Consider the following 14,913-nt stretch of genomic DNA (forward strand, 5'->3'; position numbering starts at 1 on the left):
CACTTATCTCTCCGCATAGCTGGAACTTTGATGGGTAGCTTGTTGTAGATTATCTTCAATGCATTTTTTAAGCTGGGCATATTGCTGCTCGGCGCGGTACTGCCCGGCAACGTTGCGCGCCTGCTCACCGATTTTTCTGACCTGCTGTATATCGTTGCTCACTGAGAGCAGCTTATGCTTAAGATCGCAGCTATCACCCGCTGCGTATTTAATACAGTTGATCTTATCTTCTAATATCAGATCCCAGTATGCGCCGTCGGCGGGCAGTAGCACACACTGCCCGGCTGCCAGTGCTTCTAAGATAGATAAACCGAAGGGCTCATTTTCGCTGGTGGAGACAAAAATATTTGCGCTGGCGCGAATCTGATCGAGATTCTGCGGACGCTGATAGCAATAAACATGCTGCAGATTATTCGGCAGCTGACTGATTGGCAGCTGCGTATCCTGTGGTTTGATATAACAGATATGGGTGTTTGGCCGAGCGTTTGCCGATATGCTGCGCAGCGCCGCCAGCAGGGTATTCAGGCCTTTCCATTTGAGTAAGGATGCGGCCCAAAAGAGAGCGCTATGCTGATATTGGCAAGGCGTCGGCCAACACTGCTCGCTTAAGCCGTTGTGCATAATATGAAACTGTGCAGGCAATGTTGTCAGCGGCTCTGCACTGCGGCAACTGAGGCTGTTTAATAGCGAATCACGACTGCTGTGCAGATAATAGACCTGATCTGCGGCAAGCAGACTGTGGGCAATGCTGCGCGAACGGGCAACCGGGCCATGAATTAACTGAATCACTTTTAGGGCAAACAAAGGTTTGAGCAGATACAGCGCTAAATCAACACCGGGTCCGGATGCACCTACGGCAAGATCAAAACGGCCAAAACGTAAGCGTGCGATGATGATATTCAGGGCAATAAACAGGTGGCGTAGATAATAGGCTATTCCCTGCTCTTTTTTGGCCAGCCATTTGGGCTGGTAGAGGCGCACCCGTTTTAACGGCGCCCACTGCCAGGAGTCAGGATCGGCGCTGAGCACGGTTATGCGTGTTTTTTGCAGATCAAGCAAACGCAGAATGCTTTCCGTTGCAATTTTAGAGCCGCCGCTAAAAGCGGTGGGATCGAGTACCAGTAAGTGCTGTTTATTATTCATAAGTCACTCGCTTGTTAGTCAATCGTCGCCAGACGCTGGCAAAGGACAAGCGCAGAGACCAATTGCGAATCCCTGGCCGATGAGCGGCAGGGGAGGTTAACAATTGCCCGTATAAGTGCTCAAACTGCTGACAGTTTTTTTCCATAGTAAAATTATCAAGCACATGCTGGCGGCCAGCAATGCCCATGGCATGACTGAGTGATGGATTTAAATACAGTTTGTCGATTGCGGCGCTTAAGGCATTAACGTTTTCAGGAGGCACTAATATTCCGCTTTGGCCATCAATCACCACATCAACAATTCCGCCCACTGCCGGCGCGACAACGGCAAGCCCTGCCAGGCTTGCTTCCGCCAGCGCCAATCCGAAGGCTTCTTCTCTGGCAGCGGAAACAAACAGATCGGCGCTGCCACGCAGTATTCCGTGCACATCTTTTTGTTCCCCGAGCAGGGTTATATGCTGCTGCAGACCCGAATCTTCAATCTGCTGCTTTAAGTTATTTTCCTGTTCCCCGCTACCGATAATAAGCAGATGCACAGGACGTTTCTTTGTGTCTATTAAATGTGTAAGCGCTGCAATAATCAGATCCACACCCTTGCGCAGAATCAGCGAGCCCACCGTGGCTATCACAAAATCACCCACATCGATGTCTAAGGCTGCGCGCAAATCAAGGCGTTTTTGTGCCAGCAGTTTTTGGGTATCGATGCCGTTAGCAATAACCTGCATGCGTGCATTGGGCATATTGTCAGTTTGTAAATCATGGAGTACAAAAGAGCTCACGCCAATCAGTAGCGGGACTTGATATAAGCCCAGAGTTAAGCGGTCACGGCGCTGATAAAATGAATGCAGGTGCGCTATCAGGGGAATATTACGTTTGCGCGCTGCAAAATTTAGCCACTGGCAAGGGGCTGCACTATTGGCGTGAATTAGCGCTATCTGGTGTTTATCGATTAATGTGATTGCTTGTTTTATTAAACCCACAAAAGCGCGAATATTAAATCGCGGGGCATTCCAACCGAGCAGCAAAGGAAACTCGCTGCAGTAAACCTCAATGCCGAGTTTTGTGGCTTCGTTTGCCATGCTCGGCTGATTGCACCACAGCAGCGGTTTAAACTTGTCTTTATCAAGGTGGCTAAGCAGATCCAGCAGGCAGCGCTCGCTACCGCGAATCCAATCCTCTCCATAGTGGGTAAACAGTATACATTTCGGATTGTTTTCAGGTTGAATCATATGCCCTCGCTATGGTTAATAAAACTAATCTAATACTTCATTGCAAAGGTTGTTCCAAAAATGTAACTCATTGTATTAAAGTAATTTTTGTTTTAATTTTGCATGGAAATTAGCGCTAACTGAGATTTGTTGGCAAGTTGCATTGCATAATGCAATGCTCAGGACTGAGTTATTTGAGAGTTATTATGTGGGTTATTGTGTGAGTTATTGTGTGAATTTTCGGTAGCGGGCGATAAGTTTCGGAATCGCAATATCGCTTGAAAATTGTTTGCTTATGGTTTGTATTGCCTTTTCCTGCATGCGCTGCTTGTCTGTCACCGACATTACCTGCCAGCGCTTAAGCTGCACGGCCATTTGCTCAATATCTTCAGGTTTAATTAGCCAGCCATTGCCATTATGCTCAATTAACTTATCCAGCGCGCCGACGCCAAAGGCTAACACCGGAATGCCTCTTGCCATTGCCTCTAAAGCTGCCATCGGCAGACCTTCATAGCGCGACGGAATCACCAGTAAACCTATTTGTGCCCAGACGGCGTTCATATCATCCTGCTGGCCGTGTAGCTTGAGGTTTTCCGGTGCGTATTTTTTAAGTTCAGCAAGCTTTGGACCGTCACCGTAAAGGTGAAAGGTGTCATCTAAAAAGTGCTCCGCTAAATGAGCAAAATGATCCGGGCCTTTTTCTTCGCTTACTCGGCCGACAAAGGCAATTTGTTGCCCCGTCGAATGTTGCAGGTGAGTGGTGCTGACAAAGTTATCCAGCACCTTGACTCTGTTGGGCAGACGCGCTGCTATCTGCGGGCTAACGGCAAACAGCTGATCGGCAAAAACCGCTGTTAATCTATCTATTCGGTCATAAAAGGCGAGCCTGCCGGTGGCAATTTCCCCCGCATGATAAGTGCTAAAGACCGGAATCTTATTAGCTTTGGCTGCGAGTCGTCCATAAATACCGGCCTTATAACCGTGAGTGTGCAGGATAGCCGGGGATGCTCGGCGCAGTTTATGAAACAGCGTGCGCCACCGGCCATTCAAGGTTAGCTGGGCAATACCGCTTTGCGCTAACAACTCGCGCAGCGGGTGCTTGCCATAGTCGCTCAGAAAAACCACCAGGGGTGTTTCACCATGCTCTTGTAAACCTTGTGCTAATTGCAGTACGTGAGATTCGATTCCGCCCGCTTTACTGCTATCGAGCAGCAACCAAATATTATGTTTGTCCATTGAAAGCTTCGCCTTATTATATCTATCTACATTTTATTTTTTACAAAATGCAACTTTAGTGCCAGCTATCGCAACTTGTTGATAGCAGGGCCACCGCGCATCCTTTGCGGCACAATACCGCCTTCTTTTCCGCATATAGAATGATTTGCAATGCACTGCGCATTGCAGATTGCAAATCGAGCGCTGTAAATGCGGCGCTTTAATCACCTTTGTATTGTCTGGAACAATAGCGCAGCTCTTATATACAGCGGGTTGCCTGTTTGTTTTTATAAGCTGGCATAGGAATTGCTAAAACCACTACCAGAAGCAAAGCAATAGACAGACAAATGGCTATCTGTATTAAATCGAAGGAGTGAAAGTATGCGCAGGGTAAACAGTTTAAGAATGTTTGATTATAAAAAAAGGCCGGTTAAAAACTGCACGAGCTTTTTTAAGGTGATGGTCTTGTCAATACCACTTTTTTCTACCGCTTACGCCGCGCCCTTTAGTACTTGCCCGAGTAAAGCTTTTCTTTTCCAGGGCAATCCGGTAGCAAGTTATGGTGTTAATTTAGTCACCGGAAATTATGAATTACTTGAAGATAATCCCGGGATCGCGGCGAATATCAATGGTCTGGGCTTTGATCAGCAGGACAGATATTTATATGGCTTTAATACAACGGATCTGCAGATGGTACGTATGGGCAGTGATTTTCAGGTTGAAACACTGAATCTGAGTGGCTTGCCGGCGGGTAAATCTTTTTTTGTGGGGGATGTTTCCGGTCACTATTATTATCTTTACCGCAAAGGTGTTGGCCTGTATCGGGTTGATCTTCGCCCGCTTGATTTGAATGTTAATGCCACGCTTGAAGCTCAGTTAATTAGCACAAATAGCCGCGTGAATTTAACTGATTTTGCCTTTCATCCTAATAATATGATCTACGGTGTTGATAATAGTAGCGGGATTTTGTATCAAATGGATCCGCAAACAGGCAACACCTTGGCGATCGGCGACAGCGGTGAAACGGGCACATTTGGTGCGATGTATTTTGATGTGAACGGTTACTTTTACCTGTCGCGCAATCAAGACGGAAAAATTTATCGTATTGATCTGTCGACTTTAGACGGAACACTTAATAGCCAGCAATTAAGCGCACTTGATGTCACTGCGGTAAAATTTTCTGACGGCCCCAGCTCCAGCCAAAATGACGGTGCGCGCTGCGCCAGTGCGCCTTTAATTGATGAAGATACACCATCAACGATTGATTTTGGTGATGCGCCACAAAGTTATGCGACACTTTTGGCCGACAATGGTCCGCGCCATTTACTCGATGGACAGACCTACTTGGGGTTAATGCCACCCGATGGTGATTACGACGGTTACAGCGGGGCGGACTCCGATGACAGCAGTGTGATTAATGAGCAAAGTTATGACGATGAAGACGGGGTTAATTTTGTCAGTGCCCTGGAGATTGGCCTCGATTCGGTGGTCAGTGTTTATGCATCAACGGAAGGTATTTTAAATGCGTGGTTTGATTGGAATGGTGATGGCGATTTTAGCGATGACAATGAGCAAAATATTACCGATATCAGTTTGACCGCGGGTTTTAACAATATTGTTATTCGCGTTCCTGACAATGCACTTTCCGGTAACAGCTGGAGCCGTTTTCGTTTCAGTCAGCAAAGCGGCTTGAATTACAACGGCGGCAGCAGCAGCGGTGAGGTTGAAGACCATGCGATCAGTATTTCCGAATCCGGTCTATCTTATCGTTATTATCCGAGTAAAAACGGTTGGGTGACCTTAGCTTATGAAGATCAATGGCCGATCAGTGATGATTACGATATGAACGATGTGGTGATGCACTACCGCACCGTTGAAGTGATTCGCGATCAACAGCTGGTGCGCATTGATATTTATGGTGAATTACAGGCTCTTGGGGGAGATTATCATAATGGCTTTGCGGTGCAGTTGAATAATATTGCGACCACTAACGTCAACGCTCAGGCTTTACGTTTACTGCATAACAATATCAAGCAGCAGTATAGCGGTCAGAACGGTGCGACCACCTACGACATTCTGGAAAACGGCAACAGTAACGCGGTGATCATGATAAGCCAGGATTTATGGAAACATGTTGCCAGTGATTGTTTGTTCTATCGCAGCGAGAACGGCTGTGATCAAGCCCAGAGCTTTGATTTTGAGGTCAGTGTGCCGTTAATTAATCCTCTGCCCTTAGCTGATTTGCCAGCACCGCCCTATGATCCCTTTATTTTCGCCACCGAAGGGCTTTATCACGGTGATATTTTTAGCCAACATCCGGGACGAGGGCTTGAAATTCATCTGCCGGACCATGCGCCCACTGAAAAATTTAATCACGACTATTTTGGTTTAGCCGATGATACCAGTGAGCCTTGGAATAACCGTTACTTTCGAAATGCCAATAATTTATCCTGGGCATTAGAAATTGTGGATAGCTGGCAATGGCCCAGTGAAAGAAAGTCTTTGCTGCAGGCGTATCCGTATTTTCAAACCTTTGTTGAATCGCAGGGTGCTGAAAAAAGCAACTGGTTTGAGTCAAGTCAGGCTGTTACAAAAAATTTATTTTAATAGCACGCTTTTTAAGCGTATTTTAGAGGTGGCATTATGTTAAACACAATTTTAAAACCATTCACACTGCTGTTTTTTTGTCTGCTGCTTAACGCTTGTGGTGGTTCGGGTGGCGAATCTGAAAGTGCATCGAATATTCTTGAAAGTTCCAATGAGACTGTTAGCGTGGTTGAGCCCGTTGCGGTTGAATCTTTTGTGGTTGAGGAAGGGCAGCTGCAAATTGATTATTTGGTCGCAGCGCAAGATTTTAGTTTCACCACTAAAGAGACTATTGAGGTGATAGTCGAATTAAACGATGACCAACGCGCTTATATCTCTGTTTATAAAGATTATCAGCTGCTTGATTCAGGGCGTTATTATCCCGATTCAGCCAGCCGTGTTATGGGCGGCGCATTACAAAACGGTAGCTTTACACAGTCGTTTACCGGCCTTAATAAGCAGTCGCAATATCTGCTTGAAGTGTGGTTTTATGATGGCAGTGAACCGCTGCAACAAGAGATCTATGTCGATAATAATCAATTAATATGGCAGTGATTTTCTCGTTCAAGGGCCGATTTGTTAAGGAGATAAAAGTTTAACGGTGCTGTTGGTGAAAGCTTCGATGAGCAGCGTCTGTTAGCTTGTAAATAAATGCCCTGTTCATGCGGGGCATTTTACTTGTTAAATCGTGCAACATGGGATACTCGCGCTTAGTATTTTGATTTAATGCCGAGTAACTCGCTAATAGCAAATATACTGATATTATTACGCATAAATAACCGCCAAATGGGCAAGCTAACCGCGGATTTTTTCTTTTCGCCGTATAAAAAATTCAATCGTTAAAATAAAGCGACGATACCTCGTGCTATTTACTTTCTTTTCTTGATGAAGTAAAGCTAGATTGGAAGAGGTAGGTAAATGAGGACGGTAGGTAAATGAGCACAGCCATACCTTTTTATGATCCCCTTTAAGCTTTTTGGTTGAGTAACCATTGCGACTGTTACCACTAGAATGGCCAGCGGGTGCATTCTTATCGTAGACTAGGTGAAACCATTTCTGATTTTAAAGCAGCTTCAACCGTCAGCTTAGTGAGCATAGCGCTTAACTGACTGAGATCATTTGGCGTTTTAATATCTTTAGCTAACTCATCCGCAAGTGCTTGTAGTTTATCTTTATTCATCGTGTTAGTCATTATTTTGGCCTGTTTTAAGGTTATAGATAATAAGCAGTTACACAATCCTTTTTACATCCCCTGGTGATGCTTCGTAAAGATGAACAATGGGCTGTGTTCTACATGGCAAGTATACCTCTGTCTAAAGATATCGCTGTCCTAAGTTAGCCCTGCTAGGTTAGCCTCCTAAATTAGCCTTTATAGACTTGAACCTGAATCGTAGAAACTTTCTATATGATTATTAGCACTTACGTTTTTATTTTTTAGATAAAAAACAAGATCCTACCCTGTTGCTGTCCGCCTTGAGTTTGCACTTCCCTTTCTTATTGTTTTCATGTTCGTGCACTTTTCTTCCTTATTTCATGCTCAATGTCACACAATTTCGCAACTTTATTCCTTCTTCATTGCACAAAACAGCGTAATCTTGCATTATCCGTTTTCGCATTTAAATGTCATTTAACTATCAAGTTTAAATGCTATTTTGTTGGTGGTATTTTGTTATTTTGTCGTTTTATAGGAATTAAAGCGTCTTGGAACATATCCATTTTTTCGTGAGTGTGATGTGTAATGGTTTGATATTAAGTGACTTTTATTTTTAACTTGCGAGTCTGGTATATAACATGACTTTTGTTTTTAACTTAAAAATAAAATATAAAAAATAACTTAATTAAATAATTTTATTACACGTTGGTGCGGAATATCGGATATATTAAAAGGATTTATTTTGAACACAGGAAGTGTTAATCCAGCCGCGTTAAGGTGCTGCGATATATTGTTGCAGCTTAACGGTATTAAGCTGCTACCTATAAAATTTGATGCGAGCTATAAAAAGCTCTCGCAATATCTAAAGCAGTTGTCTAAGCAATACGGGTTGCATCTTAAACAGTCCACTATCAAGTGGAAAAAACTCAGCACTGATCAACTGCCGCTGAGCTTTGAAACGGTGGACGGCGATCATATCGTATTGGCTAAAATGGCTGACGATAAAGTCTTAATTCAACGCGCCGACAAAACCTCACCGGAAGTCATATCTGTCGACGAGCTTGAGGCGCTATGGTCAAGCAAAGTCATCTTTATTCTTGAAAGTAAACTCAATTTTGATGTCAGTTGGTTTATCCCTGAATTTGTCCGCTTCAAAGGCTTACTTGGCGAAGTATTAGTTTTATCCCTTTTTTTACAACTGCTTGCACTGATACTGCCGCTATTTTTTCAAGTGGTGATGGATAAAGTGCTGGTGCATAACGCGCTCTCTACATTAGATGTATTGGTGGTGGTGCTGTTAGTTGTCGGGGTCTTTGAAGTTATTACCAAAGGGCTGCGTGAATACCTGTTTGTGCATACCACCAATCGCATTGATATTCGTCTTGGACTGAATCTTTTTACCCATCTTTTTCGTTTGCCACTGGCCTATTTTAAAAGCCGCCAGGTTGGCGTGATTGTTTCGCGCGTCAGTGAACTGGACAGCATTCGTAATTTACTAACCGGTGCCGCATTGACACTGCTGGTTGATGTCAGCTTTGCTTTTGTGTTTATCGCGGTGATGTACTACTTATCTGCCAAGCTGACCCTGATTGTTCTTGCTGTATTACCGCTGTACTTTTTGATCGCCTGGTTAACCGCCGCGCCGCTCGAAAAAAGAATAGAGCAGCAGTTTCAATGTGGTGCACAAAATACGGCGTTTTTAACAGAAACAATTCACGGCAGTGAAACGGTGAAAAGCTTGGCGATAGAGCCTATTTTTCAACGCCGATGGGAAGAGCAAACACAGCAGGTGGTTGCCGCTAACTTTTCTACGCAGACATTACAAGCCGGTGTTAACCAAGGCGTTAATCTGCTGCAGCGCGTCACCGGTGTATTGGTTATCTGGATTGGCGCTAATATGGTGATTAATCTGGAGCTAACTATCGGGCAGTTAATCGCCTTTAATATGATGGTCAGCCATATCAATCAGCCGATGGCTAAATTGGTTGAGCTTTGGCAGCAGTTTGTGCAAACCCGCGTGGCGGTGGATAAACTGGGTGATGTCTTAAATCTACCCACAGAAATTAGTGATGGCGATCTGGTGCCCACCGCGAAGCTCTCCGGTCAGTTAATCTTCTCGCAGGTTAACTTTCGTTATCAGCCGGACCTGCCTTTGGTATTAGAAAATATCTCATTAGCCATTCAGGCGGGTGAAAATATCGGCATCGTGGGGCCATCAGGCTCGGGTAAAAGCACCTTTACCCGCTTAATTCAAAAGCTCTATTTAGCGGAGTCAGGCACCGTCTTTATTGATGGCGTGGCTGTTAATCAACTTTCCGCCCCTTATCTGCGCAGCCAAATTGGTGTTGTTCTGCAGGAAAACTACCTGTTTAATCTCAGTGTCCGAGACAATATTGCCATTAAATATCCCGCCTGCTCATTTGCGCAGGTGGTGGAAGCGGCAAAACTTGCGGGTGCCCATGACTTTATTTTACAGCTCTCAATGGGCTACGACACCCTGTTGGCAGAAGGGGGGAGTTCATTATCTGGCGGACAAAAACAGCGCATCGCTATTGCCCGGGCACTGTTAGGCTCGCCTGCCATTATTATTTTTGATGAAGCGACCAGTGCACTGGATGATGAAACGCAACAAATCGTCTTAAACAATATGGCTGATATGGCGGCTCAGCGCACCGTTATTACCATTGCCCATAGATTATCAACCGTTAAACAGTGTGATCGCATCCTGTTTTTAGATGCTGGGCATATTGTCGAACAGGGAACACATCAGGGGCTGCTCGCCGCGGGTGGTCGCTATGCCAATTTATGGAAACTGCAAAGTGAAGTGCGAGAGGAAGTGAAAGCGTGAAACATATTAAAACAATATTTAAAGCCCTAGTCGATCAAAAACAGGACGATAAAAACCCTAACCGCCAACGTGATGAATACGATTTTTTACCCGCACATTTAGACGTGATTGAAAAACCACCCGCCCCAAGAGCAAGGCTCACCGCATTAGTACTCACTGTTTTTCTCATAACAATCATAATTTGGTCTGTTGTCGGTCGCTTGGATATTCATGCCGGGGCGCAGGGACGATTAATGGTATCGAGTCATTCAAAAATCATTCAACCTTTAGAGCAAGGTGAAGTTGCGCTGATCAATGTAAAAGATGGTCAGCATGTCAAAAAAGGGGATATTTTGATCGCGTTAAATGTGGTCGATGTTAATGCGGAAATAGAGCGTTTAACCCAGCAAATAATGCATGCGAATTTAGAGTCTGCCAGGCTCACCGCCTTACTGACATCCGATCCAGAGGCCAATTTTATTGCGCCGGCACAAACATCAAAAACGCAAATTCAAAAAAGCAAAGCGCAGCTTTTAAGCGAAGTGGAAGAGACCAACGCGGCGCTTGAGCAGCTGCAAGCCGAGCTGCAAGTCAATTTCGCGCAGCAAGAGGCCAATCGACAAGATCTTATCTCACTGCAAGCATTAAAAAACAATATAGTGGTGCGCCTTAAGGCCAACCAAAGCCTGGCGGCAAGTAAAGTAATCGCCAAAGTCGACCTGTTAGAGCAAGAAAAAGAGCTGCTTGATATCAACCGCAGTATCAGTGGACTCGCCGCACAAGAGGGCATTTTGCTTGCGCAACGCAGAGGGATTAAGGATCAGAGCGATAGCCTGCTGGCACAAAAAAAACGCCAGTATTACCAAGATTTAAATCAGGTTGAAATTAACTTAACGCAGGTAAAGCAAGAGCTGATTAAAGCACAAGAGCGGTTGCGCAGACAAACCCTGCGCTCTCCCGTTGACGGTATAGTGCAGCAATTGAGTATTCATACCTTGGGCGGTGTGGTCACCCCGGCGCAAGCATTAATGGTTGTGGTGCCCGCGCAAGCGAAACTTGAAGCGGAGGTGAAGGTACTCAATAAAGATATAGGTTTTGTGCGGGCAGGGCAAAGCGTGGAGATTAAAGTGGACAGCTTTCCCTTTACCAAATACGGCACCATTAATGGCGAACTGTTATATATCTCCCAAGATGCAGTGGAAGATGAGCAATTGGGGTTAGTGTTCCCGGCGCGGGTGAAATTAGCGCGCAGCGATATCTTAGTTGATGATGCGCTGGTTGCACTGGGTGCGGGTATGAGTGTGATGGCCGAAATCAAAACGGGTAACCGCCGCGTCATTGAATATCTGCTCAGTCCGCTGCAGCAATACCAAGCTGAAGCGCTGAGAGAGCGATAATTATGACCACAGAGCAACGGGTGACCGACCACGGGATTTTAGCCTTAGTACTGGCCGCTGAGCATTTTGATAAATCAGTTTCAGCGCGCAGCCTGCAACATAAACTCGGTTTAAAAGCGGGCAGTGCCGACGAATTAGATTTGTGTCGCTGCGCCGCTTGGGTTGGTGTTAAGGCGCGTATTGAAACAGTGCAACTCGATAGACTTGAGAATTTACCGATGCCGGCACTGACTAAAATCAATGGTGAATATTGCTTGATGCTTGCCAGTCAAGGTGAACAAGTATTACTGCAACACCCTGTTAGTAAGAAGAAAAAAAGCTTATCAAAAATACAATGGGCGCAACTAACGGCGCAGCATATTATTTTATTAGCGGATAAAGCGGTCGCTAAAAAACAGCTTGAATTTGGTTTTTCATGGTTTATTCCATCCATACTAAAACATATCAAACAGGCAAAAAGTGTTTTATTGGTATCTCTGTTTATTCAGTTAATTGCACTGGTGACGCCACTGCTGTTTGAAAACGTGATCGATAAAGTATTAGTCAGTCGCAGTTTATCGAGCCTGCAGGTGCTGGCTATTGCCATGATGGCACTGGCGCTGTTTGAGCCGATTTTCTCCTATCTGCGCGGCTGGCTGTTTTCTAATCTGGCCGGCAAATTAACCGCCGAGCTTAACAGCCGTTTGTATCGCCATCTGCTTGCCTTGCCGATGTCCTTTTTTAACCAGCGACAAACAGGGCAAATTACCGCCCGTGTGAGAGAGATGGATAAAATAAGGCAATTCCTTTCCGGCTCGGCACTGAGCATGTTGCTCGACCTGCTGTTTATCTTTGTATTTATCGCCGTGCTGTTTGCCTATGCGCCCAAGCTTACTTGGTTAGTACTCGGCTCACTGCTGCTCTATTTTCTCTTCTGGTTATGTGTCGGGCCGACTTTGCGTGCGCGCGTGAATACCCATTTTGAATGTAGCGCCGATAATAGCGCCTTTTTAAATCAAGCAATCACCGGCGTTGAAACCATTAAAACCAGTGCCGTTGAAGCGGGTTTTATTAAACAGTGGCAAACTAATTTAGCGATGCAGCTTAAAGCGGGCTTTAAAGCACGTATCACCAGTATTTTAGCGCAACAGGGTATTAGCCTGATTCAAAAAGTCACCGCAGCATTATTGCTTTGGTGGGGCGTGAAATTGGTATTAAGTGGCGATCTGACTGCTGGCGAACTGGTTGCTTTTAATATGTTGGCCGGACAAGTGACCCAACCGATTTTACGTTTAGCGCAAGTGTGGCAGGACTTTCAACATACTCTTATTTCCCTAAGTCGCATTGGCGATATTTTATCAGAGCCAACCGAAGCGGGCGCAGAAGGGCTAGCTTCAAACCCTGAAGTGAACGGTGAAATCAGTTTCAAACAGGTGCGTTTTCGTTATCAAAGTGATTCCCCGGAAGTCATTAGCAATTTAAGTTTTGAGATTAAATCCGGTGAGTTTATCGGTATTACCGGCAGCTCCGGCTCGGGTAAAAGTACCGTCACTAAACTACTGCAACGTTTGTATAGCCCCAACTCGGGCGAGGTGACTATCGACGGGCTGGATTTGGCGATAGCCGACCCTGTTGAACTGCGCCGCAGCATGAGCATTGTATTGCAAGAAAGCCATCTTTTTTCTGGCTCTGTCAGCGACAATATTCGTCAGTGCCTACCGCAGGCCAGTGAAGAACAGGTAATAAATGCCGCAAAGCTGGCGGGTGCGCATCAATTTATTGAGCAACTAGCGCAGGGTTACAACACCCAAATCGGTGAGCGCGGTGGCAGTTTGTCGGGCGGTCAAAAACAGCGTTTAGCCCTCGCGCGCGCATTAATTACCAACCCCAAAATTCTAGTCTTAGATGAAGCCACCAGTGCGCTGGATTACGAGTCGGAAGCCGCGATTATTAGCCGTTTACCGGAAATCACCAAGGGGCGCACGGTGATCAGTATCGCCCATCGCTTAAATACCATCCGCCACTGCGACCGCATCTTAGTGATAGAAAGCGGGCAGATAAGCGAGTCGGGTAGTCATCAGAGTTTGCTTGAACAAAAAGAAAAGTATGCAAGGTTATGGGCGAGTCAAGTGGGGTAACCCTTTGATTCACATTAAATAAAATAACAATAGATAAGGAAAGTGTGATGGTTATAAAATTTCAAAGTATCAATATTCAGATAGTTGATGCTACTTATAAAGATAAAAAACAATCTATGCCTATTTACATATTGGGAGTAAACCAATGAAAATAAAATGGCCGCATATAGTGCTGTTTATGCTATCCGCTTTTGGTCTTTATCGCTGTTTCGGCCCAAGCCCAGGCGTGAATGAATTGATACGTTTGTGCCGTTTAGATGGGGGAGAGAGATATATAAAACCGTGTATGTTGATGGATATATTGAAAATAAAACGCGTGCAGTTGGCTATCCATATCCACTTTATAATGGGTTTGATTATTATGTGGTTGAACCCACTGGTCAGGCAAAGGAAAGCTTTATGAGATTATTTTCTTTGCCTGATACCCGTTATTACCGTTTTAGTAAGTTGCCAATTAACAGTAAATTTTGTAATCAGAATGCAACCTTTCATTATTGGAAATCTGAAAAAGGTAAGCCTTATTATGATGCCAATCTCTGTCTTGGTATTGAGGCATTGGATGAGGTCGATACCCGTTATTACAGTAGGTCTGAGAAGGTCGCAATACATACTAAAAAGGACAGTGGCTATGCCATTAATCGATATGATTATTCAGTTGTTGATCGATTTAGTGGTGATGTGTTAGCTCATTACGTCGACTATCACTATAACATTTCACCAAAACATCCCACCTCAGTTTGGCGAGATTGTTTAAATTATAGTGAAGACAGTAGAAAGAAAAAATTAGTACTTAGTGATTCACGTTACCTCAATATCAATCATGTTAATGCAGAAGATGCTTTACAGCCTTTAATAAATATAAATAAAAAGGAATTTTAAATGAATGTTTTAAATCAAGCTTATATAAATGCACTGCTGGCTGATATGTCCTACATCGACTTTGAATCTTCAGAAAAAGTTAATGGGGTCAGGTCTTGTATTTTGCTCTTTTAATTAAAAGACGAGAAATAAGACCTGAGCGTATTGATTTCCATTGTATTTAATTTTCAAACAATAAGTCATAAGGAAAGATGATGGCAAATAGAGCAGATGACAGATTTTATTTTATGCAAGAAACAAGACCTGACCCCATTGGTTTTCTTGGTGGGCAAAACACAAGACCTGACCCCATTGGTTTCGTTTTCAAAAGCTTTGACTGTTTAGCGAATGCCTAATCGAACCTTTTGAAAAGAAAAAATATAAAACAGATTAACAACAAAATAAAATGA

The 14,913-nt window shown here is 44.5% G+C and carries 10 protein-coding genes and 1 pseudogene; 7 read left to right on the forward strand and 4 right to left on the reverse strand.

Annotated elements, in window-relative coordinates; all coding sequences use genetic code 11:
- Positions 1 to 3 precede the first annotated feature (3 nt).
- The 3 genes from ACJAZP_RS09015 to ACJAZP_RS09025 all read right to left on the reverse strand — a co-directional run bounded on the left by ACJAZP_RS09015 (position 4) and on the right by ACJAZP_RS09025 (position 3,586).
- Positions 4 to 1,143, reverse strand: a complete 1,140-nt coding sequence (locus ACJAZP_RS09015; RefSeq protein WP_415230411.1) for a glycosyltransferase family 4 protein — start codon at positions 1,141 to 1,143, stop codon at positions 4 to 6.
- A complete protein-coding gene (locus ACJAZP_RS09020) occupies positions 1,136 to 2,371 on the reverse strand; it encodes a glycosyltransferase family 4 protein (protein ID WP_415230412.1) in 1,236 nt (411 codons plus the stop codon). Before ACJAZP_RS09020 ends, ACJAZP_RS09015 begins: the two co-directional genes overlap by 8 nt.
- A 204-nt stretch (positions 2,372 to 2,575) precedes the next feature.
- Positions 2,576 to 3,586 (reverse strand): glycosyltransferase family 4 protein, encoded by a 1,011-nt coding sequence (locus ACJAZP_RS09025; RefSeq protein ID WP_415230413.1) that lies wholly within the window; start codon positions 3,584 to 3,586, stop codon positions 2,576 to 2,578.
- Between the two features lie 444 nt (positions 3,587 to 4,030).
- On the opposite strand from ACJAZP_RS09025, the gene ACJAZP_RS09030 reads away from it, so the two are divergent.
- Together ACJAZP_RS09030 and ACJAZP_RS09035 are read left to right on the forward strand one after the other, a co-directional pair.
- Positions 4,031 to 6,172: an LruC domain-containing protein gene (locus ACJAZP_RS09030; RefSeq protein WP_415230414.1), complete on the forward strand. Its 2,142-nt coding sequence runs from the start codon at positions 4,031 to 4,033 to the stop codon at positions 6,170 to 6,172.
- Positions 6,173 to 6,208: 36 nt separating this feature from the next.
- Complete coding sequence (locus tag ACJAZP_RS09035) at positions 6,209 to 6,706, forward strand: hypothetical protein (RefSeq protein ID WP_415230415.1); 498 nt, start codon at positions 6,209 to 6,211, stop codon at positions 6,704 to 6,706.
- Positions 6,707 to 7,126: 420 nt separating this feature from the next.
- Here the strand turns inward: ACJAZP_RS09035 and ACJAZP_RS09040 are convergent.
- Positions 7,127 to 7,331: pseudogene (locus ACJAZP_RS09040) on the reverse strand (IS256 family transposase); the annotation flags it as partial.
- A 715-nt stretch (positions 7,332 to 8,046) separates the two neighbouring features.
- Between ACJAZP_RS09040 and ACJAZP_RS09045 the strand changes: the two are divergent.
- The 5 genes from ACJAZP_RS09045 to ACJAZP_RS09065 all read left to right on the forward strand — a co-directional run bounded on the left by ACJAZP_RS09045 (position 8,047) and on the right by ACJAZP_RS09065 (position 14,859).
- Entirely contained in the window at positions 8,047 to 10,152 is a 2,106-nt protein-coding gene (locus ACJAZP_RS09045; protein WP_415230416.1) for a peptidase domain-containing ABC transporter, read from the forward strand.
- Entirely contained in the window at positions 10,149 to 11,528 is a 1,380-nt protein-coding gene (locus ACJAZP_RS09050) for an HlyD family type I secretion periplasmic adaptor subunit (RefSeq protein ID WP_415230417.1), read from the forward strand. The genes ACJAZP_RS09045 and ACJAZP_RS09050 overlap by 4 nt, the downstream gene beginning before the upstream one ends.
- 2 nt (positions 11,529 to 11,530) lie before the next feature.
- Complete coding sequence (locus ACJAZP_RS09055; RefSeq protein WP_415230418.1) at positions 11,531 to 13,645, forward strand: type I secretion system permease/ATPase; 2,115 nt, start codon at positions 11,531 to 11,533, stop codon at positions 13,643 to 13,645.
- A gap of 246 nt (positions 13,646 to 13,891) precedes the next feature.
- Positions 13,892 to 14,524: a hypothetical protein gene (locus tag ACJAZP_RS09060; RefSeq protein WP_415230419.1), complete on the forward strand. Its 633-nt coding sequence runs from the start codon at positions 13,892 to 13,894 to the stop codon at positions 14,522 to 14,524.
- A gap of 194 nt (positions 14,525 to 14,718) precedes the next feature.
- A complete protein-coding gene (locus ACJAZP_RS09065; RefSeq protein WP_415230420.1) occupies positions 14,719 to 14,859 on the forward strand; it encodes a hypothetical protein in 141 nt (46 codons plus the stop codon).
- The last annotated feature ends 54 nt before the right edge of the window (positions 14,860 to 14,913 follow it).

Origin of the sequence: Psychromonas sp., from assembly GCF_047632955.1 — a bacterium.
Taxonomy (GTDB): Bacteria; Pseudomonadota; Gammaproteobacteria; order Enterobacterales; family Psychromonadaceae; genus Psychromonas.

Excerpts from the sequence above, each read along its gene's own strand:
- ACJAZP_RS09015 (WP_415230411.1), bottom strand. The coding sequence starts at position 1,143 with ATGAATAATAAACAGCACTTACTGGTACTCGATCCCACCGCTTTTAGC.
- ACJAZP_RS09020 (WP_415230412.1), bottom strand. The coding sequence starts at position 2,371 with ATGATTCAACCTGAAAACAATCCGAAATGTATACTGTTTACCCACTAT.
- ACJAZP_RS09025 (WP_415230413.1), bottom strand. The coding sequence starts at position 3,586 with ATGGACAAACATAATATTTGGTTGCTGCTCGATAGCAGTAAAGCGGGC.
- ACJAZP_RS09035 (WP_415230415.1), top strand. The coding sequence starts at position 6,209 with ATGTTAAACACAATTTTAAAACCATTCACACTGCTGTTTTTTTGTCTG.
- ACJAZP_RS09055 (WP_415230418.1), top strand. The coding sequence starts at position 11,531 with ATGACCACAGAGCAACGGGTGACCGACCACGGGATTTTAGCCTTAGTA.
- ACJAZP_RS09065 (WP_415230420.1), top strand. The coding sequence starts at position 14,719 with ATGGCAAATAGAGCAGATGACAGATTTTATTTTATGCAAGAAACAAGA.